This is a genomic window from Promicromonospora sp. NPDC090134 (assembly GCF_044746965.1).
Lineage (GTDB): Bacteria > Actinomycetota > Actinomycetes > Actinomycetales > Cellulomonadaceae > Promicromonospora.
In genome coordinates, this window is the sequence record NZ_JBIVCZ010000005.1 from 171,110 (window position 1) to 196,805 (window position 25,696).

The 25,696-nt window shown below is 72.5% G+C and carries 20 protein-coding genes, 2 tRNA genes and 1 pseudogene; 15 read left to right on the forward strand and 8 right to left on the reverse strand.

The features are described from left to right. Nucleotides 1-47: 47 nt before the first annotated feature. Nucleotides 48-503: a MarR family winged helix-turn-helix transcriptional regulator gene (locus ACIPN7_RS15475; RefSeq protein ID WP_400543678.1), complete on the reverse strand. Its 456-nt coding sequence runs from the start codon at nt 501-503 to the stop codon at nt 48-50. A 158-nt stretch (nt 504-661) separates the two neighbouring features. Here ACIPN7_RS15475 and ACIPN7_RS15480 point away from each other — a divergent pair, with 158 nt between their 5' ends. Beyond that, nucleotides 662-1,528: an aldo/keto reductase gene (locus tag ACIPN7_RS15480; protein ID WP_400543681.1), complete on the forward strand. Its 867-nt coding sequence runs from the start codon at nt 662-664 to the stop codon at nt 1,526-1,528. A 68-nt stretch (nt 1,529-1,596) separates the two neighbouring features. Further along, entirely contained in the window at nt 1,597-2,871 is a 1,275-nt protein-coding gene (locus ACIPN7_RS15485; RefSeq protein ID WP_400543683.1) for an MFS transporter, read from the forward strand. Between the two features lies 1 nt (nt 2,872). On the opposite strand, the gene ACIPN7_RS15490 is transcribed toward ACIPN7_RS15485, so the two are convergent. After that, a tRNA-Arg gene (locus tag ACIPN7_RS15490) sits at nt 2,873-2,945 on the reverse strand. Between the two features lie 240 nt (nt 2,946-3,185). On the opposite strand from ACIPN7_RS15490, the gene ACIPN7_RS15495 reads away from it, so the two are divergent. The 5 genes from ACIPN7_RS15495 to ACIPN7_RS15515 are packed head-to-tail and all read left to right on the forward strand — an operon-like array spanning nt 3,186 to nt 8,846. Continuing rightward, nucleotides 3,186-4,955 carry an ABC transporter substrate-binding protein gene (locus ACIPN7_RS15495; RefSeq protein ID WP_400543686.1) on the forward strand — a complete coding sequence of 590 codons (1,770 nt, stop codon included), beginning with the start codon at nt 3,186-3,188 and terminating at the stop codon, nt 4,953-4,955. A gap of 3 nt (nt 4,956-4,958) precedes the next feature. After that, complete coding sequence (locus ACIPN7_RS15500; protein WP_400543689.1) at nt 4,959-5,954, forward strand: ABC transporter permease; 996 nt, start codon at nt 4,959-4,961, stop codon at nt 5,952-5,954. After that, nucleotides 5,951-6,901 (forward strand): ABC transporter permease, encoded by a 951-nt coding sequence (locus ACIPN7_RS15505; RefSeq protein WP_400543692.1) that lies wholly within the window; start codon nt 5,951-5,953, stop codon nt 6,899-6,901. Before ACIPN7_RS15500 ends, ACIPN7_RS15505 begins: the two co-directional genes overlap by 4 nt. Further along, on the forward strand, nt 6,901-7,851 hold the full coding sequence (locus ACIPN7_RS15510) for an ABC transporter ATP-binding protein (protein ID WP_400543695.1): 951 nt from the start codon (nt 6,901-6,903) through the stop codon (nt 7,849-7,851). Before ACIPN7_RS15505 ends, ACIPN7_RS15510 begins: the two co-directional genes overlap by 1 nt. Continuing rightward, complete coding sequence (locus ACIPN7_RS15515; protein WP_400543698.1) at nt 7,851-8,846, forward strand: ABC transporter ATP-binding protein; 996 nt, start codon at nt 7,851-7,853, stop codon at nt 8,844-8,846. The genes ACIPN7_RS15510 and ACIPN7_RS15515 overlap by 1 nt, the downstream gene beginning before the upstream one ends. A 13-nt stretch (nt 8,847-8,859) precedes the next feature. Here the strand turns inward: ACIPN7_RS15515 and ACIPN7_RS15520 are convergent, their stop codons facing one another. Beyond that, nucleotides 8,860-9,732, reverse strand: coding sequence for a L,D-transpeptidase (locus ACIPN7_RS15520; protein ID WP_400543701.1), 873 nt, complete (start codon nt 9,730-9,732; stop codon nt 8,860-8,862). 218 nt (nt 9,733-9,950) lie between these two features. Here ACIPN7_RS15520 and ACIPN7_RS15525 point away from each other — a divergent pair, with 218 nt between their 5' ends. Next, entirely contained in the window at nt 9,951-11,240 is a 1,290-nt protein-coding gene (locus tag ACIPN7_RS15525; RefSeq protein ID WP_400543704.1) for a winged helix-turn-helix domain-containing protein, read from the forward strand. 157 nt (nt 11,241-11,397) lie between these two features. On the opposite strand, the gene ACIPN7_RS15530 is transcribed toward ACIPN7_RS15525, so the two are convergent. After that, nucleotides 11,398-12,639, reverse strand: a complete 1,242-nt coding sequence (locus ACIPN7_RS15530; protein WP_400543707.1) for an MFS transporter — start codon at nt 12,637-12,639, stop codon at nt 11,398-11,400. Between the two features lie 460 nt (nt 12,640-13,099). Between ACIPN7_RS15530 and ACIPN7_RS15535 the strand changes: the two genes are divergently transcribed. Both ACIPN7_RS15535 and ACIPN7_RS15540 read left to right on the forward strand, forming a co-directional pair. After that, entirely contained in the window at nt 13,100-17,164 is a 4,065-nt protein-coding gene (locus ACIPN7_RS15535) for a hypothetical protein (RefSeq protein ID WP_400543710.1), read from the forward strand. 77 nt (nt 17,165-17,241) lie between these two features. Continuing rightward, nucleotides 17,242-17,544 carry a hypothetical protein gene (locus ACIPN7_RS15540; protein WP_400543713.1) on the forward strand — a complete coding sequence of 101 codons (303 nt, stop codon included), beginning with the start codon at nt 17,242-17,244 and terminating at the stop codon, nt 17,542-17,544. 210 nt (nt 17,545-17,754) lie between these two features. On the opposite strand, the gene mscL is transcribed toward ACIPN7_RS15540, so the two are convergent. Next, nucleotides 17,755-18,192 (reverse strand): large conductance mechanosensitive channel protein MscL, encoded by a 438-nt coding sequence (gene mscL, locus ACIPN7_RS15545; RefSeq protein WP_400543716.1) that lies wholly within the window; start codon nt 18,190-18,192, stop codon nt 17,755-17,757. 161 nt (nt 18,193-18,353) lie between these two features. Further along, a complete protein-coding gene (locus tag ACIPN7_RS15550; protein ID WP_400543719.1) occupies nt 18,354-19,097 on the reverse strand; it encodes a Flp pilus assembly protein CpaB in 744 nt (247 codons plus the stop codon). A gap of 116 nt (nt 19,098-19,213) precedes the next feature. Here ACIPN7_RS15550 and ACIPN7_RS15555 point away from each other — a divergent pair, with 116 nt between their 5' ends. Next, nucleotides 19,214-19,426 (forward strand): hypothetical protein, encoded by a 213-nt coding sequence (locus ACIPN7_RS15555; protein ID WP_400544418.1) that lies wholly within the window; start codon nt 19,214-19,216, stop codon nt 19,424-19,426. Between the two features lie 14 nt (nt 19,427-19,440). Here ACIPN7_RS15555 and ACIPN7_RS15560 read toward each other — a convergent pair. After that, nucleotides 19,441-19,587 (reverse strand): annotated as a pseudogene (locus ACIPN7_RS15560) (FmdB family zinc ribbon protein); the annotation flags it as partial. A 314-nt stretch (nt 19,588-19,901) separates the two neighbouring features. Here ACIPN7_RS15560 and ACIPN7_RS15565 point away from each other — a divergent pair. Beyond that, the gene (locus ACIPN7_RS15565; RefSeq protein WP_400544392.1) at nt 19,902-22,439 is read left to right on the forward strand and encodes a penicillin acylase family protein; all 2,538 of its coding nucleotides are present in this window, start codon (nt 19,902-19,904) and stop codon (nt 22,437-22,439) included. A 67-nt stretch (nt 22,440-22,506) separates the two neighbouring features. Here ACIPN7_RS15565 and ACIPN7_RS15570 read toward each other — a convergent pair whose 3' ends face one another. Next, nucleotides 22,507-23,151, reverse strand: coding sequence for a 5-formyltetrahydrofolate cyclo-ligase (locus tag ACIPN7_RS15570; RefSeq protein ID WP_400543722.1), 645 nt, complete (start codon nt 23,149-23,151; stop codon nt 22,507-22,509). A 227-nt stretch (nt 23,152-23,378) separates the two neighbouring features. Here ACIPN7_RS15570 and ACIPN7_RS15575 point away from each other — a divergent pair, with 227 nt between their 5' ends. The 3 genes from ACIPN7_RS15575 (at nt 23,379) to ACIPN7_RS15585 (ending at nt 25,437) form a co-directional block, all read left to right on the forward strand. Beyond that, nucleotides 23,379-23,990, forward strand: a complete 612-nt coding sequence (locus ACIPN7_RS15575) for a GNAT family N-acetyltransferase (protein ID WP_377230813.1) — start codon at nt 23,379-23,381, stop codon at nt 23,988-23,990. A 60-nt stretch (nt 23,991-24,050) separates the two neighbouring features. After that, on the forward strand, nt 24,051-25,238 hold the full coding sequence (locus ACIPN7_RS15580; RefSeq protein ID WP_400543725.1) for a hypothetical protein: 1,188 nt from the start codon (nt 24,051-24,053) through the stop codon (nt 25,236-25,238). A gap of 126 nt (nt 25,239-25,364) precedes the next feature. Beyond that, nucleotides 25,365-25,437, forward strand: a tRNA-Ala gene (locus ACIPN7_RS15585). The last annotated feature ends 259 nt before the right edge of the window (nt 25,438-25,696 follow it).

Consider the following 25,696-nt stretch of genomic DNA (forward strand, 5'->3'; position numbering starts at 1 on the left):
CCGCCGTCGCATTCGACGTGTGGACGCGCTTCCCCGAGCGGGCCGGGTCAGGCCGCCACGGTTACCCCGGAACCGCCCAGCGTGCCCACGAGCCCGGCCAGCTCCGGCACCTGCTCCGCCTCCTGCAGTGCCTCGTGCAGCGCGCGGTCGTGCGTGGGGCGTGCGGCCACCAGCAGCTTCTCGCCGGCCGCGGTGAGCTCGGTGTAGATGCCGCGCCGGTCGTCCTGGCACAGGACGCGCGTGAGCAGCGCGCGGTCCTCCAGGCGGTTGACCAGGCGCGTCGTGGCGCTCGGCGAGAGCGCGGTCGCGCGGCCGAGCTGCTGCATGCGCATGTGCCAGCCGTCCTGCCGGGACAGCGCGTCCAGCACCGTGTACTCCACCACGGACAGGCCGTGCTCGGCCTGCAGCGCGCGTTCGAGCGCGGTGTCGATCATGCCGTGCAGTGCGGCGAGCGTTCGCCAGCCCTGGGCACGGATCTCGACGGCGTCGTCGGCGATTCCCATGGGCCCTCCTCGTCGTGCGTCATTCCTGTCGCCAACTATAGCGCTTGTGCAACTAGTGCGCGCGTGCAACTATCTAGGAGGCGCGTGCAACTAAACGCGTCCGCCAGGTGTCCGCGTACGCACAGCGGACACCGTTCGGAGAACAGCAAGGAGCCCTCATGTCATCCCCCGTCGAGACCCCCACCACCGCGGCCGTCCCCGCCGTCGCGCTGCCGAACGCCGCCCGTGCGGGCGCGACCATGCCGCAGGTCGGGTTCGGCGTCTTCCAGGTGCCGGACGCCGAGACGACCCGCGCCGTCGGCCACGCGCTCGAAGCCGGCTACCGGAGCGTCGACACCGCTGCCGTCTACGGCAACGAGGCGGGCGTGGGCCGCGCCCTCGCGGAGTCCGGGCTGGGGCGCGACGACCTGTTCGTCACCAGCAAGCTGTGGACCGACTCGCTGGCGCGCGACGCCGTGCGCCCTGCCCTCGAGCGCAGCCTGGAGCTGCTCGGGCTCGACGCCCTCGACCTGTACCTGATCCACTGGCCCGCGCCGGGCCTCGGCCGGTACGTGTCCGCCTGGGAGGGCCTGATCGAGGCGCGCGAGGCCGGTCTGGTCCGTGAGATCGGCGTCTCGAACTTCCAGCCCGCGCACCTGGACGCGATCGTCGCGGCCACCGGGGTGCGCCCCGTCGTCAACCAGGTGGAGCTGCACCCCGCCTTGCAGCAGCGCGAGCTGCGTGCCCACCACGCAGGCCTTGGCATCGTCACCGAGGCGTGGAGCCCGCTCGCGCAGGGCGCCGTGCTCGACGAGGCGCCCGTGACCGACGCCGCCCGGGCGCACGACGTCTCCGCAGCGCAGGTCGTCCTGCGCTGGCACCTGCAGCACGGCAACGTCGTGATCCCCAAGTCGGTCACGCCCGCGCGCATCGCCTCGAACCTCGACGTGCTCGGGTTCGAGCTCACCGCCGACCAGGTCGCGGCGATCGACGCCCTCGACCGGGACGGCCGCACCGGCCCGCACCCGGACCGCTTCAACGGCTGACGAGCAGCACCAGCCGCCACCCCGCATCAGCCCCACCCCGCACCACCCGCACCTCAAGGAGCACTGTCATGCCTGTCGCCCTCTGGGCCCTCGCCATCGGGGGCTTCGGGATCGGCCTCACCGAGTTCGTGATCATGGGCCTGCTGCCCGAGGTCTCGGCCGACTTCGGCGTCACCGAGACCGTCGCCGGATACCTCATCTCCGGTTATGCGCTGTCCGTCGCGGTCGGCGCGGTCGCGCTCACGGCGGCCCTCACCAAGGTGGACCGCAAGAAGGCCCTGCTCGGCCTGATGATCCTGTTCATCGCGGGCAACCTGGTGTCCGCGGTCGCGCCGACGTACGAGCTGATGATGCTCGGCCGGGTCGTCGCCGCGCTGTGCCACGGCGCCTTCTTCGGCATCGGTGCGGTCGTGGCGGCCGACCTGGTCGCCCGCGAGCGGCGCGCCGCCGCCATCTCGATCATGTTCGCCGGCCTGACCGTCGCCAACGTTCTCGGCGTGCCGTTCGGCACCCTGCTCGGCCAGGCCGCCGGCTGGCGCTCGACCTTCTGGGCGATCACCGGTATCGGCGTGCTCGCCTTCGTCGGCATCGCGCTCCTGGTCCCGGCACGCGTCGGGGTGCCCGACGGCGTCGCGGGGCCGAGCGGGCAGCCCGGTCCCGGCCTGCGCGGCGAGCTCGCCGCGTTCCGCGCCCCGCAGGTCTGGCTGTCCATCGCCGTGACGGTGCTCGGCTACGGCGGCATGTTCGGCGCCTTCACCTACATCGCGTTCACGCTCACCGAGGTCAGCGGGTTCGCGAGCTCGACCGTGCCGTGGCTGCTGATCCTGTTCGGGGCGGGCCTGTTCGTGGGCAACCTGGTGGGCGGCAAGGCGGCGGACCGCAACCTCGGGGCCACCCTGCTCACCCTGCTGGTGCTGCTCACCGTGGTCCTGACGGTCTTCGCGCTGACCGCCACCAGCCAGGTCGCGACCATGATCAGCCTGGTGCTCATGGGCGCCGTCGGCTTCGCGACGGTGCCGGGCCTGCAGATGCGGGTCATGCGCCACGCGTCGGCGGCCCCGACCCTCGCGTCGGGTGCGAACATCGCGGCGTTCAACGTCGGGAACGCGTTGGGCGCCTGGGTGGGCGGGCTCACGCTCGCCGCGGGGCTCGGGTACACCTCGCCGCTGTGGGCGGGCGCCGTCGTGACCCTGGCCGGGCTGGCGGTCATGGTGGTGGCCGTGCTGGTCCGGGGCGGGGAGCGCGGCGAGCGCGCGGCGTCCCGCGTCGAGGATGCGGATCAGGCGCAGCCGGCGGGCGAGGAGCGCCCGGCGGCACCCGCCGGACGGCTCGTCGAGCAGTAGGTGCGCCTGGGCAGACTCGAACTGCCGACACCCGCTTTAGGAGAGCGGTGCTCTATCCACTGAGCTACAGGCGCCCGCGCCTCTCCCGGTGGGGGAGCCACGTGCGGCGGCCGGGCTGGGCCCGGACCGGCGCACACAGCCTACCGGCCGCCCGGCCCGGCGCGCCAAGCGCCCGGGTCGGGCGTAGGTGTCAATTGCGCAACATAGGTGACAAACCTTGACCAATCCCTCTCCGACCCACAACGATGCTCAGCAACCCGGCGCGACGGCGCGCCTGGTCCGCACGACGGCCGTGCGGGCGGAGAGGATCGACGATGTTCCTTCGACAGACCAGGTCCCGGGGCGTGCTGGCCCTGGTGGCGGCTACCGCGGCGGGCGCGCTGCTCGCCGGCTGTTCCGGTGGCGGTGGGAGCGCACCCACGACGTCCAACCCGTACGCGTCCGCGGAGGGCATGGACTCGGCCAACGCTCTCGTGGCCGAGTACCCGCGTGAGGAGACGCTGTTCACGAGCGGCACCCAGTGGGGCCCGCCCACGTCGTGGAACCCGATCCCCAGCTCCGGGCACGCTACCGGTGCGCGCGGCCTGCTCTACGAGCCGCTGTTCCAGTTCGACCCGATCACCCTCGAGCTGACGCCCTGGCTCGCCGAGGGCGGCGAGTGGACCGGTGACAAGACCTACGAGCTCACGCTCCGCGAGGGCCTGACCTGGCAGGACGGCGAGACGCTCGACGCCGACGACGTCGTCTTCACCACCGAGCTCGGCAAGGTCGACGCCGTGCCGTACAGCAACCTGTGGACATGGCTCGACAAGGCCGAGGCGACCAGCCCCACCACGGTGGAGTTCACGTTCTCCGACCCCCGCTACCAGGAGTGGGACAACTGGCTCTACAGCACGATGGTCGTCCCGGAGCACATCATGGGCGACTGGTCGGACGAGGAGCTGCTGTCCAACCCGAACGAGGACCCGATCGGCTCCGGGGCGTTCAAGTTCTCCGCCGTCGCCCAGGACCGCATGGTCTGGGAGCGCAACGACGACTGGTGGGCCCGCGGCGAGCTCGGCTACGAGATGCCCATGAAGTACATCGTCGACGTCGTGAACACCTCCAACGAGGTGGCGCTCGGCCTGATGCTGTCCGGCGGCCTCGACCTGAGCAACAACTTCCTGCCCGGCGTCAACCAGCTCGTCGACACCGGCCAGGTCAGCACGTACTACGAGGGTGAGCCGTACATGCTGGCGGCGGCGTCGGCCAACCTGATCCCGAACCAGACGCGCCCGCCGATGGACGACGTCGACTTCCGGCAGGCCCTGGCGCGCTCGATCGACGTGGACAAGATCGTGACGAACGCGTACGGCGGCCTCGTGGCGAAGGCGCACCCGTCGGGCCTGGTGCCGGCGTTCGAGGAGTACTACGACGAGGACGTCGTGGCCGAGCACGGCTTCACCTTCGACGCGGAGGAGGCCAAGTCGATCCTGGCCGACGCCGGGTACGAGGACACCGACGGCGACGGGTTCGTCGAGACGCCGGACGGCGAGGCGATCGACCTGAAGCTGATCGTCCCGGCGGGCTGGACCGACTGGATGGAGGCCGCGCGCGTCATCGCGGAGGACGCCTCCGCCGTCGGCATCAAGGTCACCGCCGACTTCCCCGACGCGGGCGCCGTCGACGACGCGCGGGCCACCGGCGACTTCGACCTGGTGATCAACGGCAACGCGGGCGTGAGCAACACGCCGTGGACCTACTACAACTACGCGTTCTACCAGCCGATCCAGGAGCAGATGCTGGCGGGCAACTTCGGCCGCTACGAGGACAAGGAGGCGTGGGACCTCGTCGAGGACCTCTCGCGCACCGAGAGCGGCACGCCCGAGTTCTCCGAGACCCTGTCGAAGGTCCAGGAGAAGTTCATGACCGACCTGCCGGCGATCCCGCTCTGGTACAACGGCGCGTGGGCCCAGTACAACGAGTCGCAGTGGACCAACTGGCCCAAGGAGGGTCGCGAGGACGCGTACTTCCCGATCATGTGGAACGGGTACGTGCAGATGGGTGGCATCAACACGCTGCTCGCCCTCGAGCCGGCCTCCTGACGTATGCGCGGCTATCTCGCTCGCAAGACCGTGATCTACGGCCTGACGTTCGTCGTCGCGGTCACGCTGAACTGGCTGATCCCCCGGCTCATGCCGGGGGATCCGGTCCAGCGGATGGTGGCGCGCGCCGCCGTCCAGCACCCCGAGACGATCGCGGCCATGACCGCGTACTACGAGCGGACGTTCGGGCTCGACCTGCCGCTCTGGCAGCAGTACCTGAACTACTGGGCCGCGCTGTTCCGCGGTGACCTGGGCACGAGCGTGTGGTTGTTCCCCGCGCCCGTGAGCCAGGTGGTGCTCGACGCCGTGCCGTACACGCTGGGCATCATGATCCCCGCGATCCTGCTGAGCTTCGTGATCGGCAACAGCGTGGGGGCCATGGCGGCGCGCAGCCGCTGGCTCGACAACGTGGCCCTGCCCGTCGGTTACCTGATCACGGCGATGCCGTACATGTGGCTGGCGATCCTGCTCGCGTGGGGCCTCGGCGTCGCGCTCGGCTGGTTCCCCGTGGCGGGCGGCTACGACTTCGGGATGGTGCCGCAGTGGTCGTGGGCCTTCGCCGGCGACCTGCTGCAGCACTGGGTGCTGCCGTTCCTGTCGCTGTTCCTCGTGTCGCTGGGCGGCTGGGCGATCGGCATGCGCAACCTGATCATCTACGAGCTCGAGTCCGACTACGCGAACTACCTGTCGGCGCTCGGCGCGCCCAAGCGGCTCGTGCGGCAGTACGCATTCCGCAACGCGATGCTGCCGCAGATCACGGGCCTGGCGCTGCAGCTCGGCACGATCCTGGGCGGCGCCCTGGTGACGGAGATCGTGTTCGCCTACCCGGGCCTGGGCAAGCTCGTGCTGTCCGCCATCCAGAACCAGGACTTCTTCCTGCTGCAGGGCACCCTGCTGTTCGTGGTGATCGGCGTGCTCCTGGCCAACTTCGTGATCGACATCGTCTACGTGCTGGTGGACCCCCGCACGCGGACCGGACTGACGGGGGCGACCGCATGACGGCGACACCGACGACGGCAGGGCCGGGCGCGGCAACGGGGGCCGAGGCGGCCGAACCGCCCGGGGCGACCCCGGCGCCGTCGGCGGCCCGCAAGCCCGGGGGAGACGCGCGCGAGACGCTGTACTTCGCGCTGCGCAACCCCAAGGTCGTGCTCGGCTCGGTGGTGGTGCTCGCGTTCCTGCTGCTGGGGCTGCTCGGGCCGCTGTTCCTCAAGTTCGCGCCGATGGACTACGCGGGGCCGCCCATGGCGCCGCCGTCCGCGGACTTCCCGTTCGGCACGACGACGTTCGGGCAGGACGTCTTCGCGCAGTTCGTCGCCGGCCTGCGGTCCACGTTCCTCGTGGGCCTGCTGGGCGGCGGCGTGGCCGCCGTCATCGGGATGACCATCGGGTTCGTCGCGGGCTACCGCGGCGGCATGATCGACGAGCTGCTCAACATGCTCACCAACGTGGTGCTGGTGATCCCCGGCTTCGTGGTGCTCATCATCATCAACGCCTACCTGGGCGTGCGCAGCGTGCCCATGCAGGCGCTGTACATCGGCGTGTTCAGCTGGCCGTGGGTGGCGCGCGCGGTGCGGGCGCAGACCCTGTCGCTGCGCTCGCGGGACTTCATCGACCTGGCGCGGCTGTCCGGGGTGGGGGTGGGCACGATCCTGCGGCGCGAGGTCGCGCCCAACATGTACTCCTACCTCTTCATGACGTTCGTGCTGCTGTTCGGCGGGTCCATCCTGACGGCGGCGTCGCTCGACTTCATCGGGCTCGGGCCGACCAACGCGATGTCGCTCGGCCTGATGATGAACCAGGCCGTGCAGTGGAGCGCGCTCCATCTGGGGCTGTGGTGGTGGTTCATCCCGCCGGGGCTGGGGATCACGCTCATCGTGGGCTCGCTCTACATCATGAACGTGGGCCTCGACGAGGTCTTCAACCCCAAGCTGCGGGAGATGTGATGGCCCTTTCCGTGACCGACCTGAGGGTCCACTACCGCACCCTGCGCGGCCCCGTGAAGGCCCTCGACGGCGTCAGCTTCGAGGTGGCCGACGGCGAGATCATGGGCATCGCCGGGGAGTCCGGCTGCGGCAAGACGACGCTCGGCAAGGCCCTGATCCGCCTCGACACCCGCATGGAGCACGTGGGCGGCACCATCGCCCTCGACGGGGAGAAGCTCCCCATCGGCGACGACGGCGCGATGCGCCGCCACCGCTACCGCGAGGTGTCCCTCATCCCGCAGTACGCGATGTCGGCGATGAACCCGACCCGCAAGATCGGCCGGATGATCCGCGACCTCCTCGCCGCGCACAACGTGCGCTACGCGGAGGTGCTGCCGGAGCTCGAACGGCGCCTGGAGCTCGTCGGCCTCGACACCGACGTGCTGAAGCGCTACCCGATCGAGCTGTCCGGCGGCATGAAGCAGCGCGTGGTGCTCGTGCTGTCCACGCTGCTGAACCCGTCGCTGCTGATCGGCGACGAGGTGACGTCCGCGCTCGACGTGTCCTCGCAGAAGGCCGTCGCCCGGGCGCTCGTCGAGTTCCGCGACCACGGGTTCGTCCGGTCCATGATCGTCATCACCCACGACATCTCCGTGCTGTTCCAGGTGGCCGACACCATCCTGGTCATGTACGCCGGGCACCTCGCCGAGAAGGCGCCGGCCCGGACGATCATCGACGAGCCCCTGCACCCGTACACGAAGATGCTCATCGGGGCGCTGCCCAAGGTGGGCGACCGGTACGAGGAGCAGCGGCTCGAGGGCATCGAGGGGCGGCCGCCGTCGCTGCTCGACCCGCCCGCCGGCTGCCGGTTCCGCGACCGCTGCCCCCTCGCGCACGACCGGTGCGCCGAGGCCCCGCCCTTCCGCGAGGTCGCCGAGGGGCACCAGGTCGCGTGCTGGGCGGTGAGCTGATGCTGACGATCGACGCGCTCGACAAGGTCTACAAGACCGGCACCTTCGGCACCTCCGACCTGCACGCCGTGCGGCAGGTCAGCCTGGACGTGCAGCGGGGCGAGGTGGTCTCGCTCATCGGGGAGTCCGGCAGCGGCAAGTCGACCATCGGCAAGATGGTGCTCCACCTGCTCGACTCCACGGGCGGCAGCATCACGTTCGACGGGCGCGACGTCACCCGGCTCGGGTTCCGGGCGCGGCGCGACTACTACCGCAAGGTCCAGGGCGTGTTCCAGGACCCGTTCAGCTCGTTCAACCCGATCTACAAGGTGGACCGGACGTTCGAGACGCTGCGGCGCTCCTACTTCCCCTGGGTCTCCGGCGCCGCCTGGCGAGAGAAGCTGGAGGACGCGCTGGGGGCGGTCACGCTCGAACCCGGCGACATCCTCGGCAAGTTCCCGCACCAGCTCTCCGGCGGGCAGCTCCAGCGACTGCTCATCGCGCGCGCCCTGCTGCTCGACATCGAGCTGCTCGTGGCCGACGAGATCATCTCGATGCTCGACGCCTCGACCCGCATCGACGTGCTCAACCTGCTGGGCGAGCTCAAGTCGCGCGGCCTCGGGATCCTGTTCGTCACGCACGACCTCTCGCTCGGCAACTACGTCTCCGACCGCGTGGTCATCCTCTACAAGGGGCGCGTCGTGGAACGAGGTGCCACCAGCGCCGTCTTCGACGACCCGCTGCACCCCTACACGCGCGACCTGCTGGCCTCCGTGCCGCACCTCGACCGCACGTGGGAGGAGGTCGAGGCCGAGGAGTCGCACCGGACCGCGCGCCTGGCGGGGCGGTGCCTGTACCACGAGGCGCTCGCGGCCCAGGGGCGGTTCCTGGACGAGGAGGCCGAGGCGGGCTCGGTGAGCGGCACGGCCGACGACCTCGGTCTGGTCGAGCACGCGCCCGGCCACTTCGTGGGGTGCTTCCGCAAGGCGGCGGACGAGGAGTGCCCGGCGGGGTGACCCGGACGCCTCGCTAGCCCCGGACCAGGACCGGTACACCCGGGTCGAGGCCGGCGAGGCGCTCGAAGTCCCCGCTCGTCAGCCGGATGCAGCCGTTGCTGACCGTATCGCCCTGGCCCTCGCCCACGTGGAGCGCGGTGGCGGCGTAGTCGGTGCCGTAGAAGCCGTCGAGGGACTCGCTCTGCATCGACAGGAACACCGACGTCCCGGTGTTCACGGCCTCGGTGACCGTGAACACCTGGGTGAGGCCGCGCGGCGTCGGCGTCTCGGGCGCGCCGACGCCGGCGGGGAGCACGTCCCGGGAGCCGTCGTCGTGCGTAACGGTCACGGTGCGGTCCGACAGGTCCACCACCACCGAGCGCCGCTCCCTCTCCAGCACGACGTCGCTCCCGCGCAGCCAGCCCGAGACGCCGTTGACCCGGTCCGGGTCGTCCGACGGGAGCGCGCCGCGGCCGTAGGGGATGAGCACCTTGACCCAGCCGGGCTTGCGCTCCAGCACGAGCCAGCGGGCGTCGGCGTCGTAGTAGTCGGACTCGAGGGCGAGCACCGGCGCCTCGGTCACGTCGGGCGCCGCCCAGACCGGGATCCGGGCCTTCCTCGGCTCGGCGACCGAACCGGGCAGCCCCTGGAGCGTGTCGAGCTTGGTCACGGGCAGCTCGGCGGGCAGCAGGCCGTCGATGTCCGGCCGGGACAGGGCGGCGAGCGAGTAGCCGGCGGGCTTCTGCGTCGGCTCGGGCGTGGGGCTGGCGGACGGCGACGGGCTCGCCGACGGCGCGGCCTCGGCCGGGTCGGGCCCGGCCCGCAGCCCGAACCAGGCCGCCGTCCCGACGAGCGCGACCGCCACTGTGCCGACCACCCAGATCCAGGCCTTGCGCCTCTGCGACATCTGCTCGTTCTCCCCTGTGCCACTGCGCTGCCCGCGCCCGGTCCCGACGTCGTGCCCATCGTGCCCTGCGCGGGTGCTGCGCGCAGCCGAGCCCTCGACGATACCGGGTTGTCACAGTTGTCCGATATCTTCGTGCCCGCCCGCATCGCGACCCGAACTGTTGTTCGGCTCCGCCGCGGGATCCAGTCCGACTGACACCTGACGAAGGAGAGATCACCGTGGCCCCCGCCGACCGGGCGTTCCCCGTCACGACCGTCCCCACGCGCCGTTCCCGCAACCTGGTGCTCACGGGCGCGGTGTCCGTCGCGCTCATCTCGACCGGGTCCGCCTACCTGGCGATGGTCCAGTTCGGCATCGACGTGCTCGCCATGAGCCAGGGCACCGCCTACGCGACCGCCGGCGTCTTCGAGCTCTCGCTGGTGACCGTCGCGCTCCTGGCCCGCGAGGCCGCCCGCGACAACCGCCCCGGCGGCACCCTGCTCGCCCTGACCTGGGCGCTCTCGTCGGCCTCCGGCGTCTTCGCCGCCTGGCACGAGGCCTACATCGGCCACCCCGTCGGCGCCGTCGTGTTCCGGTTCGTCGTGCCCCTGCTCGCCGCGCTCATGTGGCACCTCGCCCTGATCGGCGACCGCCACCTGGCCACCGGCACGTCCTGGTCCGCGCTGCGCCAGTCCGCACGCATGCACGCCCTGTTCCTCACCACCGAGGACCTGTTCCGGGCACAGAGCCTGAACGACGGGTCACGCACCGCCCGCCGCCGGCTCGCCCGCGCCGAGGCCGGCCGCCGTCGGGCCCGCTCCGTGGCGCTGCGCACCGTGCCGCCCACGGAGATGCGGGCGCAGGTCGCCGCCTGGTGCGAGGCGCTCGCGGCCGTGGGCGACGGGACCGCCGACGTCGCCCGGCTGCACCTGGCCGACCGCCAGCGGCTCACCGGGATCCTCGTCGACGAGCCGGACGGCCGTGCCGGTGGTGAGCGCCCCGAGGTCGGGGCGCTCGACTACGAGCAGTGGGCAGCCGACGCGGTGGCCGCCGAGTTCGCCGGGGAGCACCGCGGCGACGTCGACGCGGAGGCCGTTCCCGGCGCCGACGCCTGGGACGGTGCCGGTGCCGGCGTCCGGGAGGGTGCGGAGCGCCGGGTGGCGTATGCCAGCCTGGCGGCGCCCCGCGACGAGGTACGGGAGCGCGCCCCGCAGCCGGACGGGGTCTTCGACCAGGCGGTGACCGACGGGGACGAGGCCGGCCGGGCCGCCGCCGGGGTGCCGGTGGAGCCGGCCGAGGCTGCGGCCCGCGCCACGGCGAACGTCCGCGACGGGATTCCTCGCCGCCGGGCGCCGCGCCGGAACACGCAGCTCGGCACGCAGGACGCCGAGCGCATGATCGACCTGCGGACCAAGGGCCGCACGTACCGCGAGATCGCGGAGGAGGTCGGCGTCAGCCGGTCGACGGTGAGCAAGCGCATGCGCGAGTTCACGGAGACGGGTTCGATCCCGGTCGTGAAGGTCCGCTGAGCCTGCGGCGGCCCGGGTCGCCCCGGCTGCCGGGTGATCACCTTTGAGGCCCGGGTTTCTTCTCTTTGGACCGCTCCAAAGAGAAGAAACCCGGGCCTCAAAGGGGAGTGCGCCCAGGCTCGGGCGACGGGCGGACCCTCCCGAGCCGGCCCGTTCGCTAGTCCGTGGCCTGGGCGTGCGCCACGTTGCCCAGGGACCGCCAGACCAGCGCGAGGGTGATCCCGGCGCCGGCGCACGCGAACCACCACGGGGCCACGAGGCCCCAGTGCTCGGCGATCACGCCGCCGATGCCCTGCCCGATCACCAGGCCGCCGAACACGCAGATCATGTTGATGGACGCGACGCGTCCCTGGAACGCCTTGGGCACCGCGCGCTGCCGCACCGTGGTGGACAGCGTGCCCCAGACGAAGGCGTAGACGCCGAACTCGAACATGATCAGGATCGCCACCCAGCCCGTGGTGGTCAGGGCGAGCGCCCCGTGGGTGAGTACCTCCAGTGTCAGGCAGACGCGGATGAGCGTGGCCAGGTTGACGTGCCGCTCCAGCCAGCCGTACGAGAGCACGCCCACGACGCCGCCCACCGCGCTCGCCGTGGTGAGCAGGCCGTAGCCGACCTCGCTCATGTGCAGGTGGTCCAGCGAGTACTTCACGAGCACGCCCCACGGGGCGGCCCAGGTGATGTTGAAGACCAGGATGACGAGGCACAGCGTGCGCACGGGCGGGTGGTGCCACGCCCAGCGCAGGCCCTCGGCGATGTCCTTGCGGACGTGGGTGTCGGCGTCGCGCACGTTGACGAACGACACGCCGGGCGGAGCCACGATGCGGGAGACGAGCACGATCGCCAGCGTCACGCAGAGCACCTGGATCACGAACGGCCAGACCATGCCGGCGGCGAAGAAGAAGGCGCCCAGCGGCGGGCCGATGAGCTGGTTCGCGCCGAGGAACCCGGCCTGCATGCGCTGGTTGCCCGCGCCGAGGTCGGCGGATGCCACGAGAGTGGGCAGGAGCGTCTGCTGGGTGGTGTCCGCGAAGACCTCGGCGGTGCCGTAGAGGAACATCGCGGCGAGCACCATCCCGATGCTCACGGCGCCGGTCCCGATGAAGGCGCACAGGACGGCGATGACCAGGGCCCGGAACGCGTTGGCGACGATGACGACGCGGCGCCGGTCCAGCCGGTCGGCCAGCGCCCCGGCCCAGAGGCCGAACAGGAGCCACGGCAGCCGCTGGAGCATCGCGGCGAGGGCGACGAGAAAAGCGCTGTCCGTCTGCGACGCGACCAGCAGGGGTCCGGCGGCGAGCGCGATGCCGTCGCCGATGTTGCTGGTCCAGGACGCCGAGACGAGCCAGCGGAAGGGCCGGCCGAGCCTGCGTGGGAAGACTGCCTCGACGAGTGCGCTCACAAACGTTCGAGTCTAGGAGCCGCCGTCCAGGCTTTTTTCCGGGTCCGGCCGAAGGGCCTCGGAACGGCGAGATGTCGCGGTTGTGAGGGGCCGGGGCGAGGCGAAAACTTGCACCTCGACAACGTTCTTGTGACCTGTTTGCCATAACCTGGACGATCGTCCGAGTCGGTGTTGACGTCCGCCTGGAACAGGTGCAGACTCTCACAAGACGGTGCGCATCGCCCGCCCCCTGCGCGGTGCGCACTGTCATTACCCCGGTGGGCCTCGGTCCACCTGCTGAGCCCCTTCGGACCCCCTGCCGGAGGGGCTTTTGCATGCCCCGGACCACCCCGCCGTGGGGGTCGGACGCACAGCTCACCCGGGTGACTTCCGGCCCTGACACGCCGGGGACGGCGGGGTGCGGCGTGTCGCGCGGCGTGGCGTCCGGAGCTTGCGGACGCCGCGCGGTTAGTTTGCTGGGGTGAACGCTGCACGCCGCCAGACCGCAGCCGCTCCCGAGATCTCGGTCGACGTGTCCGAGGAGCTCTCGGCCGCGCTGAAGGACGAGAACGTGGACCCAGCCGCTGAGCTGGCCGCGTCGGAGGCCCCGGGGTCCACGCCGGACGCCGTCCGGGACCCCATGGCCGAGTCGGTCGCGCTGTGGCGCGCCGGGCTCGTCCGGCTCGCCGGGGGGTCCTCCCTGGCCGACGTCGGACTTCTCGGCGAGGCCGTGATCGACCTGTCGGCCGCCCATCCGTCGGGTGTCGCCCAGCTCTTCGCGGGCCGGCCCACCCGGCTGTCCAACCTCGTGCGCGAGGCCGGTGCGCTGCCGAACGCCCGCCGTCGGGCCCGGGCCGTCGCCGCGCGCTCCGCGGAGCACGCGCAGCGCTACGGGGTGTCGCCCACCTACCTCGCGATCGGCGTCGCGACCTGGACGGAGCGGCCCGCCGCGGGCGGTGGCACGAACGACGCCTCGGACGACATGGAGGCCCTGACCCGGGTGCTCGGCCCGTCGGGAACGGCGTCCGCGGCGTCCGCCGCCGAGCCGGGCGGGGACTCTGCCGACAGCCCGGCTGACGCGCCGGCCCTGACCGGGTCCGTGCCGATCGTGACGCTGGCGATGCCGGCGAGCGGCGCTGCCCCGGCGCCCGACGAGGACGACCAGGAGCCGCGCGTGGTGCGCGCGCCCGTGATCCTGCGGCCGGTCATGCTGACGCCACGGAGCGACGGCGAGGGCGACTACGACATCACGCTCGACCCCACGGCCGAGATCAACCCCGTGGTGGCGCGCACGCTGCGCGCCCACGGCGCCCTGCTCGACCCGGTCGCGCTGGCCAAGGCGACGTTCACCCTCGCGGGCTTCAACCCGACCGACGTGCTGGACCGGGTCGCGAGCCTCGGCTCCGCGGTGCTGGGCGAGTTCCGGCTGGACCGGCGGGTGCTGGTGGGCACCTTCGTGCACCCCGGCCAGGTGCTCGTCGACGACCTCGACGAGCTCGCGTCCCGCCTGGGCGACCACGAGGTGGTCTCGGCGCTCGGCGGCGTGGACGCGTCCATGACCAAGCTCGGCAAGGTGGAGCTCCCCGGGTCGCGGGTGGGCGACGCCGACCCGGCGCACGAACGCGGCGTCGGCGACCTGGACCCGCACCAGCGGCACGTCGTGGACGCGCTCGCGACGGGCAGCCACCTGTTCGTGGACGCGCCCGTCGGGTCGGACGTCGCGGGCACGCTGTCCGCCGTGGTCGCCGAGGCGAACGCGAGCGGCCGGTCCGTGCTGTACGTGCCGGGGCACCGCCGGGCCGCGGACGCGCTGGCCGCCCGGCTGGACACGCTCGGCCTGGGCGGGCTGCTGCTGGACATCGCGCCCGTGCCGACCTGGCGCACCTCGACGTCGCGCCGTCTGCTGGAGGCGATGGCGCCCGCGCAGGAGCGCATCGACACCGACGAGGTCGCGCGCGTCCGGGACGCCCTGATCGGGTCGCGGGCGCAGCTCTCCGGCTACATCGAGGCGCTGCACCGGGTGCGCGAGCCGTGGCGGGTCTCGGCCTACGACGCCCTGCAGGCGCTGGCCCGGCTCACGTCCGAGCGGCCCGCGCCGGCCACGCGCGTGCGGCTCGGTTCCGAGTCGGTGCTGGCCCTCGGCGCGGAACGTCGGACAGAGCTCGCGGCCGACCTCGAGCGGGCGGCCGAGCTGGGGGCGTTCACGCTCAAGTCGTCGTCGAGCCCGTGGTTCGGCGCACACATCCTGACCGATGACGACGCGCGCTCCGCGCTGGCCCGCGTCACCCGCCTGGGCGAGCACACGCTGCCGGAGCTGCGCAAGCAGATCGAGTACGTCTCGAAGGTGACGGGCCTGGTCGAGGCCTCGACGGCCCAGCAGTGGGGCGAGCAGCTCGCGATGCTCGGCGGTATGCGGGGCACGCTCGACGTGTTCCAGCCGATGGTCTTCGAGCGCACCGCGGCCGACATGGTGCAGGCCACGGCGTCGCGCAAGCAGCGCGCCGATCATGGTGCCGAGATGGGCTGGCTGGAGCGGCGCCGGTTGAAGCGGCGCGCCCGCGAGATGGTGCGGCCGGGCGTGCGCGTGCCGGACATGCACGCCGCGCTCGTCGAGGTGCAGCGGCAGCGCGAGGTCTGGCAGGCGCAGTGCCCGCGCGGCGGCTGGCCCACCCTCCCTGAGGGGCTGGCGGGCGTCGAGGAGACCTACGAGGCGGTGCGCATCGACCTCGAGGCGCTCGAACCCGTGCTGCGGTCGTCGCAGGCGGGCGGCGAGCTGCTCGACCTCGACCTGTTCGCCCTGGTCCAGCGGCTCGCCTCGCTGTCCGAGACGCAGGACGCCCTGGACCCGCTCCCCGAGCGGACGGCGGTGCTGCGGCGGCTGCGCGCGTCCGGCCTCGGCGAGCTGGTCGACGACCTCGGTGAGCGCCGGGTCGAGGCCGACCTGGTGGGCCCGGAGCTGGAGCTGACCTGGTGGTCGTCCGTGTTCGAGCAGATCCTGGCCGTCGAGCCGGACCTCGCCGGGCAGGACGGTGCCGGGCTGGACGCCCTCGCGGGGCGGTTCCGCGAGCTCGACCGGCGGCACGTCGACTCGCTGTCCGCGCCCGTGCGGGCGGCGGTGCGGGCGCACCTCGGCGCGGCGATGCGCGACGAGCGGGAGGACGCCGAGGCCCTGTACGCGACGCTGGTCGGCGGCGGCCTGAGCTCGATGCGCGACCTGGTGACCGGGCACGGCTCGACCGTGCGGCGGCTGCGGCCCACCTGGGTGTCGACACCGACGATGGTGCCGCACCTGCTGCCCGCCGAGCGCAGTGCCGACCTGGTGATCCTCGACGCGGTGCAGCACGTGCCCGTCGAGGTGGTGGTGCCCGCGCTGGCGCGCGGTCGGCAGATCGTCGTGGTCGGTGACCCGCGGTCGGCGTCGGGCACCGCGGTGCGCGACCTGGCGCGGCTGCTGCCGCGCGTCACGCTCCAGCCGGAGCCCGCGCGGCGGGACCCGCGGCTCACGGCCCTGCTGGCCGAGCACGGCTACGAGGGGATCATGCGGCCGGCGCCCCTGCCGCGCACCGAGGCCCTGGTGCACTTCTCGCTCGTGGACGGGACGGGCATGCCCGACCCGGTTTCCGGAACCGTCGAGTCGACGTCCGCCGAGGTGGAGCGGGTGGTCGACCTGGCGATCGAGCACGCGATGACCCGGCCCGAGGAGACCTTCGGCATCGTGACGGTCACGGCCGCGCACGCCGACCGCATCCGGGAACGGCTGCTCGCGGAGGTCCGCGCCAACCCGGCGCTGGCGCCGTTCTTCGCGGGCTCGCGCCCCGAACCCGTGGTGGTCGCCGACGTCACCGGCGTGGCCGGCCTGGCGCGGGACACGATCGTGCTCACCCTCGGCTTCGGGCGGACGCCGCACGGCCGCGTGCTGCACCGGTTCGGTGTGCTGGGCGAGGCCGGCGGCGACGCGATGCTGCTCGGCTCGCTGGGGGCGGCACGCAAGCGGCTGCACGTCGTGTCGTGCTTCCCGGCCTCCGACCTGGACCCCGAGCGGCTGCGCGGTCCCGGGCCGCAGATGCTGGCGCGGGTGCTGTCGTTCGCGCAGGAGCGCTCCGGGCTCGCGGACCAGGTGGAGATCGGCAACGGCGTGGACGTGGCGCGGTCCGTGGACCGGCTGGTCGTGGACCTGGGGGAGCGGCTGTGGCGCTCAGGCCTGGTGGTCGAGACCGACTACGGCCTGCCCGGCGGCGACCGCATCCCGCTCGCCGTGGGACACCCCGACCTGCCGGGAGAGCTGCTGGTGGCGGTCCTGACCGACGATGCCGCCTACGTGGCCGAGCCCTCGATCCGCGTACGCGACCGGCAGCTCGCGGAGCGGCTCGAACGGCTGGGCTGGGTGGTGGCGCAGGTATGGTCCGCGGCCGCGTTCCTCGACCCGGACTCGGAGGCGGAGCGGGTGCGCCGAGTGGTGCTCTCCGTGCGGGACGCCCGGGTCGGGTTGTCCGGGGGAGTGGCGCCGGCAGCGGAGCTGATCGTGCCGCAGGTGCTGGACGACTGACGCTGCTGCCGGTTGCCGGGTCGGGTCTCGTGGCGGACCTTTGCCGGTCGTCCTGGGCCGGGGGCGACAATGGTGCGGTGAGCGAGTCCAGGGATGAGTCGGCCGACACGGCGGCGAGCGGCGGCGCGGCTGGGCCGAGCGACGGTGCAGCTCCGCGGGACGGCCGCGTGGCCGCGCCCGGTGAAGCTGCCCCGCGACGGCGTGGGCCTCGGCGGGCCGTGCGGCGTGGGACCGAGCGTGAGGCCGTGCTCGGCGTGAGCGCCGACGAGCGTCCGGCCGGCTGGGGCGAGGGTGCCGACGGCGGCCCTGGCTCGTCCGACGGCGGACACGGATCGAACGACGACCAGCTCCGCCGCGACGTCCCGCCGCACTGGGGCTGACGGCCCCGACTGCGGCGGGGGCCGATGCCGCGTGATCGGCAATTCGTCACGTGGTCGGTAAAAGGTCAGGTGATCGGCACCTCGAGGTGCCGATCACCTGACCTCTTACCGACCACTCTCATCCGTCTCCGCAGGCGACCGGTGCTGATGTACGGGGCGCGTCGTGAGGGGCGCGTCGCGTGGGGCGAGCCGCGCCAGGGGCCGGGCGGGTCAGTTGTTGCGGGCGTCCGACGGGGCGTCCGACGGCGCGCCGGCCTGGACCCGGAGCAGGTCGCGGATCTCGGTGAGCAGCACGACCTCTTCGGCGAGGGCCTCCTCGACGGCCTCCTCCTCCGCAGGCTTGCGCAGCGACTTCAGCTTGTTGATCGGGAGGACGACCAGGAAGTAGATCGCCGCGGCGACGATCAGGAAGTTGAGGACTGCCTGGAGAAACTCGCCGATGCTGAACTGGGCTTCGTTGATCTCGAAGTGGCCGACGCCGGAGATGTCCGGCTGTCCGAAGATGGCCGCGATCAGCGGGTTGATGATGCCGTTGAGCAGACCAGCGACGACCGCCGTGAACGCGGTGCCGATGGCGATACCGACCGCGAGGTCGATCACGTTTCCGCGAGCGATGAATTCCTTGAAGCCGTTGAACAGGTCACGCATGGATCCCCCTGGGTGTCTCAAGTCGATGTGGTTCGGCATTGGCCGGAACCTCGACGGAGATTGTGGTGGAAAATCCGGTTCGGCGCATGTGCAGCTGGACAGTCGCTCCGCATGAGCAATGTCGTTCTTGCCCCTATGTCCTTGCCGATCCCCTGATTCGGCTACGGCACCAGCACCGCCGTCACCGAGCCCCAGCCGGAGACCGCCGACAGCTCCGGGGCCTCCTCCGGCGTCACCGCGACGAGCGTGACCGGCCCCTCGCCGTCCGCGACGGGGCCGAGCAGCCCACCCGCGTCCTTCGGCTCGCGCCCGGCGGGTACGGGCAGCACGCGTGCGCTCCGGGCGAGGTACCGGGGTTCGCCGTCCGGCTCGCTGCCCGACGTCGTCCCGGCGAGCAGGTCCACGCGGTCGCCGGGACGCAGCAGGGCGGCCACGGCGTCGTCGGACAGGCGGACCGGCACCACCACCGTGCCGCGCGGGGCGGCGGCGGAGACGCCGTCGTCGGACACGAGGGTGGCGTGCAGCGGAGCGCCCTCCGGCAGCCCGACGACGGCGGCGCGGCCCAGCAGCTCCCGCACCGAGTGCAGGGCACCGGGCGGGGCGAGGTCGGCGGCGACGGCGCGCACCGCGACGTCTTCCCTGGTCAGCTGGGTTCCGGCCGCGACGGGGCGGGCGGTGACGGCGACGTCGACCGTTGGGGGCGGCGGCGGGCGCAGCAGGTGGACCGTCAGGGTGGCGGCGAGGCCGAACAGGGCGGCTGCGAGGGCGAACCGCCAGCGCCACAGGACGCGCCGTGCCCGCCGGGGCGTGGGCGAACCGGGTCGGCCCCAGGGCGTGCGCGGGCCGGCGCCGCGCGGTGCGCCGTGACGTGCGGCCGGCTCGGCGAGCGTGTCGAGAAGTCCCATGCCGCCGACGTTAGGCAGCCAGGACGGGGGCGCGGAGCCGCCGTCGGGCAACCTGTGCACGAAGGCGCGAAACACGTGCCTGTGGTCGGGCTCGCGCGCCTGGAAGCTCGTCAGGCGTGCCGGTCGACCGGCTACGTCAGGACGCGGCGGCCTTCGACGAGCTCGAACCGCTCGACCCGGTGGACGAGGAGCTGGACGAGCTCGACGACGAGCCCGAGGACGACCCGGAGTCGCCCGAACCCGAGGACGAGGACGACGAGCCCGAGGACTCCGACTTGCCCGCCTTCACCGTGCTGCTCGTCGACGTGCTCCGCGAGTCGGTGCGGTAGAAGCCGGAACCCTTGAAGGTGACGCCCACGGAGCTGAACACCTTGCGCAGGTTGCCCTGGCACTCCGGGCAGACGGTCAGCGACTCGTCGGTGAACTCCTGGTGGATGTCGAACGCGTGGCCGCAGTCGGCACACCGGTACGCGTAGGTGGGCACGTGCACTCCTCTGGGACGTCAGGGCGGCCGGGGCGTCGCGCGCTCACAGGACCGTCGCCTGGCACTCGGGGTTTCCGAGTGCCAATAGTAACGGTCGAGCGGCGGGGGATAGTCCCAGGATCTCCCGAGGCTGTTCACCCAAGCGCGTTCACCCAAGCCCTGGGGCGGACGGTAGTCTCCACTGCGTGTCCGCGACCACTCCCGCCGAGCCAGTAGAGCCCGTCGAAAAAGCCCCGTCCACCGGTGCACGGCCCGCCAAACGCCGTCGGACTCGCACCACCCGCGTCCGTCAGTTCCTGGTCGGAACCACGGTCGTCGTCCTGCTGGCGCTGGTCGCCGTGACGACCTTCGGATGGCTCACCGCGCGCCGTCCGCTGCCGGAGCACTCGGGGGAGGTGCAGGTCGAGGGGCTGAGCGCGGACGTGCGCGTGAGCCGCGACGCCCAGGGCGTGCCCCAGATCTACGCCGACACCGCCGAGGACCTGTTCCGCGCGCAGGGCTACGTGCACGCGCAGGACCGCTTCTTCGAGATGGACTACCGCCGCCACGTGACCGCGGGCCGGCTGGCCGAGCTGGTCGGCAACAACGCCGACGCGATCCAGGCCGACAAGGTCACGCGCACCTTCGGCTGGCGGCACGTCGCCGAGGAGGAGTTCAACATCCTCGACGACGAGACCCGGCAGTACCTCCAGGCCTACGCGGACGGCGTGAACGCCTACCTCGAGAACCGCAGCCCCGGTGAGACGGCCGTGGAGTACACGGTGCTCGACGTGAGCGTCGAGGTGAACGAGCCCGAGCCGTGGGACCCGATCGACTCGCTGGCCTGGCTCAAGGCCATGGCCTGGGACCTGCGCGGCAACTACGACGACGAGCTCGACCGCGCCCAGGCCTACGGCACCCTGGACAACGACGCCTCGCGCGTGGCGGAGCTGTTCCCGTCCTACTCCGGCACCGGCAACGCGCCGATCCTCGACGCGGCCGAGGCGGGGGCGCAGGCGAACGCCCCTACGGGCACCGAGACGGCGTCCGCCACCAAGGAGGTCTACGGGAGCGCGGACCTCGCGGACGCCCTCGCATCCGCGCAGAAGGCGCTCGACGCCGTGCCGGTGCAGATCGCGCGCGGTGAGGGCACCGGCTCCAACTCCTGGGTGGTCTCGGGGCAGTACACGGAGTCGGGCAAGCCGCTGCTGGCCAACGACCCGCACCTCGACCTCGCCGCGCCCGGCATCTGGGCGCAGGTCGGCCTGCACTGCAACCAGGTGGGCCCGGAGTGCCCCTACGACGTGTCCGGCTTCTCGTTCTCCGGCTTCCCGGGCGTGATCATCGGCCACAACGCCGACATCTCGTGGGGCCTGACCAACATGGGCGCCGACGTCACCGACTTCTTCATCGAGCGGGTCCGCAACGACACGTACCTGCGTGGCGCGGACGAGTGGGTCCCCATGGAGAAGGAGACGGAGGTGATCCGGGTCGACGGCGGCAGCCCGGTCGACCTGGAGGTCCGGCGCACCGTGCACGGCCCGATCGTCTCGACCGTGATGGACGAGAAGCAGATGGACGCCGTGCGCAGCTCGCCCACGGAGACCGGCACCGAGCTGGGCCAGTACGAGATCTCGCTGCAGTGGACGGCGCTCCAGCCGGGCCACACCGCGGACGCCGTGTTCGAGATGAACCGCGCCAAGACCCCGGCGGACATGAAGGAGGCGGCCGCGAAGTTCGAGGTCCCGGCCCAGAACATCGTGTTCGCCACGACGGACGGCCACATCGGCTACCAGGCGCCGGGCAAGATCCCGGTGCGCGCGAGCGTGCCCGGCGCCGTCGAGTCGGACGGCACCTGGCCGCGTCCCGGCTGGGACGCCCGCTACGACTGGACCGGCTACGTGGACCCGGCGCAGATGCCCGGCGTGGTGGACCCGAAGGAAGGCTTCGTCGTCGCGGCGAACCAGGCGGTGCTGCCCGGCGGCAACGGCCCGTTCCTCAGCCGTGACTGGGACTACGGGTACCGGTCGGAGCGCATCCGCACCCTGATCACCGACCGGATCGCGGAGGGCCGCAAGCTGACGGCCGCCGACATGTCCGAGTTCCAGATGGACCAGTGGAGCGTGTTCGCCGACACCCTGGTGCCCGTGCTCCTCGAGGTGGAGCTCCCGGCGGGCTACGACTCGGACGGCCAGGCCCTCCTGGCCGACTGGGACAGGTCCATGGACGCGGACTCCGCCGCCGCGGCCTACTTCGCGGCGGTCTGGCGCAACCTCCTGCGCACCACCTTCAACGACGAGCTGCCGGAGGCCATGTGGCCCGACGGCGGCAGCCGCTGGCTCGCCGTCATCCAGGGCATGCTCGACGACCCGAACGACGCCTTCTGGGACGACCAGTCCACGGTGGCCGTCGTCGAGAGCCGGGACCAGGTGCTGACGGAGGCGCTGGTCAGCGCCCGCCAGGACCTCACGGTCGAGCTCGGCAAGGACACCAGCGACTGGGAGTGGGGCACGCTGCACCAGCTCCGGCTGGAGCACCTGGTGCTCGGTGGTTCGGGCGTCCCGGCCCCGATCTCGACCTACATGAACCCGGCCCCGGTCAAGGTCGGGGGCGGCTCCTCGATCGTGAACGCGACGTCCTGGGACGCGGCCAGCGGCAGCTTCGAGGTGACCAGCGGCCCGTCGATGCGCATGGTCGTGGACCTCGCCGACCTGGACGCGTCCACCTGGGTGGTCGTGACCGGCACGTCGGCGCACCCGGCGTCGCCGCACTACGACGACCAGCTCGGCGCGTGGGCGTCGGGGGAGACCTTCCCGTGGCCGTTCACCACCGAGGCCGTGGGGCGCGCCTCCGAGGACGAGCAGACCCTGACGCCGTAGCGGCGCCGGACGCCCGCCCTGACGCCGTCCGGCACCTGCCGGGCGGCGTCAGGCGTCTGCGCCCGGCTCAGCCGAGCCAGCGCCAGTCGGTCGTGGTGGCGACGGCGTGGACCAGGATGTCGTGCTCCTCGCGCGGCAGCGGGTGGTCCGCGGCGTCGTACACCTCTTCCGGGAAGACGACGGCGACCACCTTCGCGCCAGGCCGCAGGTGGGTCAGGGCGCGGTCATACCAGCCGCCGCCCTGCCCGAGCCGCACCCCGCGGGTGTCGACGGCAAGAGCGGGCGCCAGGACGACGTCGGCCAGCTTGACGGCGTCCGTGCCCAGCGCGGGGCCGCCGGGCTCCGGCGGGCGGCCGGGCGCGCGCTCCAGCAGGTCGTCGGGGCCGGTGTAGTCGGCCCAGTCGCGGGCGAGCCCGGCGCCGAGCACGGGCAGCAGCGCGCGGACGCCGCGGCCCGCGAGGCGGTCCAGGAGCGGCAGCATGCCGGGCTCGGCGCTGCGTGCCGCGTACGCCGCGACGCACCCGGCGTCGCGCACCTCGGGGATGGACTCGATGACGTCGGCGAACATCGCTGCGGCCTCCGCACGGCGCCGGGCGGACCGCAGGCCGCGCTGGGCGCGGATCGCGCGGCGGAGCTCCTCCTTGGCGTCGCCCGTCTCCATCCCGGGGTGGACGGGGTAGGGCTGTGGCGTCGGAACAGAGATGCCGCTCATGACCGCTATTGTGCCAAGACTCCGAGACTGGATTGTTACGAACGGCGCACGAAGAAGGCGAGAACATGACCGAGCGGCTGCTCGACGGGTCAGAGGCCACCGAGCGTGGTAGACCCTCCTCCAGCGAGGGAAACCTCACGGGGCGTGGCAGGGGGCGAACGATGTTGCCGTCGAGTAGGTCGGACGTGCCGGAAGGCACCACGGGAAAGTTTGTGAAGGGGTGGACGGTGGCCAAGCCATGGCCGGTGACGCTGCGTGAGGACACGCCGGCGGGGACTGTCGTGCTGCGCCCGCTGCGGCGTCGGGACGCGACCGACTGGTCGCGCCTGCGGGCCGAGAACGCGGCCTGGCTGGAGCGCTGGGAGGCGACGTCGCCCGGTGCGAACCGGTACATCGCGTCGACGTTCGGCGAGTACGTGCGGTCCCTCTCGGCGCAGGCCCGTGCGGGCACGTCGCTCCCGTTCGGTGTAGAGCTCGACGGCGCCCTCGTGGGGCAGCTGACGGTCGCGTCCATCACCTGGGGCTCCATGTGCTCCGCGAGCATCGGCTACTGGGTCAGCCAGAGCGTGGCCGGGCGCGGCGTGATCCCGACGGCGGTCGCGATGGCCACGGACTACGCCTTCTTCCTGGGGCTGCACCGCATCGAGATCAACATCCGGCCCGAGAACAAGCCGAGCCTGCGCGTCGTCGAGAAGCTCGGCCTGCGGGACGAGGGCGTGCGCGAGCGGTTCCTGCACATCCAGGGCCAGTGGCGCGACCACCGCACCTTCGCGGTCACCCGCGAGGAGGTTCCCGAGGGCCTGCTGGCGCGCTGGCAGCGCCTGCGCGAGGCGCTGTGACGGCAGGACACGCCGCGCGCGGTGCGGCGGGGCGCGGCGATGCTCGCCTAACGTCGTGTCGTGGAATCGACCGCGGGACTCACAGCCGTAGCGCTGTTCGTCCTGTGGCTGGGCTACTGGCTGCCGAGCATGGTGCGTCGACGGGCGGAGCTGGCCGACGCCCGGGTGCCGGACCGGTTCTCGGGTGGACTGCGCATCGTCGCCATGAGCGGCACGGGTAGGAGAGGAGGGGCGATGGTCAACGACGGCAACCGGCGAGGTGCGAGCCAGGGCGTGCCGCGCGTCGCCCACCCGACCCCGAAGCAGGGCCTCCCGCTCCAGATCATGGTGCGCGGCCGCCCGCTGACGGCGGAGCGCATCCGCCGGGTCGAGCGCCGCGCGCGCCGGGCCGCCCGGGCGCGCCGCCGCTTCATCGTGTCGATCCTCCTGCTGCTGTCCAGCGTCGTGGCCTGGACGCTCGTCGGGTTCGACCAGCTGCACTGGGGTGCCGCCGTCGCGTCGTCGGCCATGCTGCTGTTCGTCCTGTTCCTGGGTCGCCGTGCGGCCCGCGCCGCCCGCCGGGCGGACGCGCGGTGGCACGCGACGGTCCGGGCGGCGCGGCAGCGCGCCACGCAGGCCCGTGCCCTCGCGAACGGCGGCCCGTACGCGCCGCGCAACCGCGCGCAGGTCGTGGGGCTGGCGACGCGTGGTTCGGACACGCAGACGCAGGCGATCCCGCGGGTGGGCGGCAAGAACGTGCTCGACGAGATCCTCGACGGCCCGGAGAAGCCCAAGGTCATCGAGGTCTCGGCGGAGGTCGTGGACGAGGCGCCGTCCGGTGCCGCTGCTCCGGGCGTGCCTGCGGCGGCCGCCGAGCCGCCGAGCGGCCGCGCCTGGGACCCGGTCCCCGTGCCGCTGCCCACGTACGTGACCAAGCCGAAGGCGCCCCAGCGGCGGCCGGCGGCGCTGCCTCCGGGGACGGCCGCGCCGGCGTCCGGCAAGGCGTCGACGGCGGCTGCGGGCGCCTCGGGGCGTCCGGGTGCCTCCGGGGCCTCAGCCTCCGGTTCGTCGCCGGGTGCGGCGTCCGGGCCGGCTTCTGGTCCGGCCTCCGGTTCGACGACGGCGGCCGGTGCCGCTGGTGCCGCAAAGGCCGGGGCCGACGCGGTCGCCGAGGACGAGCTGCTCCGGGGTGAGCCGCCCCGCATGAAGTCGGAGACGCTGGGCCAGCCGCTCGAGGAGATCCTGGCCCGACGCCGCGCGGCGGGGTGACCTGCCGCACCCCGCCGGCGGCGTCGCGGCTGGTCGGTGTCGCGCGGGTCACGCGTTCGTGACCCGCGCGACACCCCATCAAGTTGCGGAGCCCCGGCCGGGAAGTGCTAGTCTTCTGCAGTCCGAGGGGCTATGGCGCAGTTGGTAGCGCGTCTCGTTCGCAATGAGAAGGTCGGGGGTTCGAATCCCCCTAGCTCCACAGACGGAAACCCCGCTTGACCAGGGCAGATGCTCCGGTCAAGCGGGGTTTCTTCGTTGTCCAGGAGACGTCTTCCGCGTCGTGGGTCCCCCGAGGTTCCCCCGACCGTCGTCCAGGCGCTCCAGACCCGCCGCGCTCACGATCGGGCGACGGGGTCGCGGTGCTACGTGTGCCCGTCAGGCCTCACCTGAAGCGGGTGAGCCCCACGCAAGGCGGTGCGGACAGGGTGACGGTTGTCGCGTCCGACCGCATCGAAGGG

Excerpts from the sequence above, each read along its gene's own strand:
- ACIPN7_RS15500 (WP_400543689.1), top strand. The coding sequence starts at position 4,959 with ATGCGCGGCTATCTCGCTCGCAAGACCGTGATCTACGGCCTGACGTTC.
- ACIPN7_RS15515 (WP_400543698.1), top strand. The coding sequence starts at position 7,851 with ATGCTGACGATCGACGCGCTCGACAAGGTCTACAAGACCGGCACCTTC.
- ACIPN7_RS15495 (WP_400543686.1), top strand. The coding sequence starts at position 3,186 with ATGTTCCTTCGACAGACCAGGTCCCGGGGCGTGCTGGCCCTGGTGGCG.
- ACIPN7_RS15520 (WP_400543701.1), bottom strand. The coding sequence starts at position 9,732 with ATGTCGCAGAGGCGCAAGGCCTGGATCTGGGTGGTCGGCACAGTGGCG.
- ACIPN7_RS15485 (WP_400543683.1), top strand. The coding sequence starts at position 1,597 with ATGCCTGTCGCCCTCTGGGCCCTCGCCATCGGGGGCTTCGGGATCGGC.
- ACIPN7_RS15475 (WP_400543678.1), bottom strand. The coding sequence starts at position 503 with ATGGGAATCGCCGACGACGCCGTCGAGATCCGTGCCCAGGGCTGGCGA.
- ACIPN7_RS15550 (WP_400543719.1), bottom strand. The coding sequence starts at position 19,097 with ATGGGACTTCTCGACACGCTCGCCGAGCCGGCCGCACGTCACGGCGCA.
- ACIPN7_RS15505 (WP_400543692.1), top strand. The coding sequence starts at position 5,951 with ATGACGGCGACACCGACGACGGCAGGGCCGGGCGCGGCAACGGGGGCC.
- mscL (WP_400543716.1), bottom strand. The coding sequence starts at position 18,192 with ATGCGTGACCTGTTCAACGGCTTCAAGGAATTCATCGCTCGCGGAAAC.
- ACIPN7_RS15570 (WP_400543722.1), bottom strand. The coding sequence starts at position 23,151 with ATGAGCGGCATCTCTGTTCCGACGCCACAGCCCTACCCCGTCCACCCC.
- ACIPN7_RS15480 (WP_400543681.1), top strand. The coding sequence starts at position 662 with ATGTCATCCCCCGTCGAGACCCCCACCACCGCGGCCGTCCCCGCCGTC.
- ACIPN7_RS15510 (WP_400543695.1), top strand. The coding sequence starts at position 6,901 with ATGGCCCTTTCCGTGACCGACCTGAGGGTCCACTACCGCACCCTGCGC.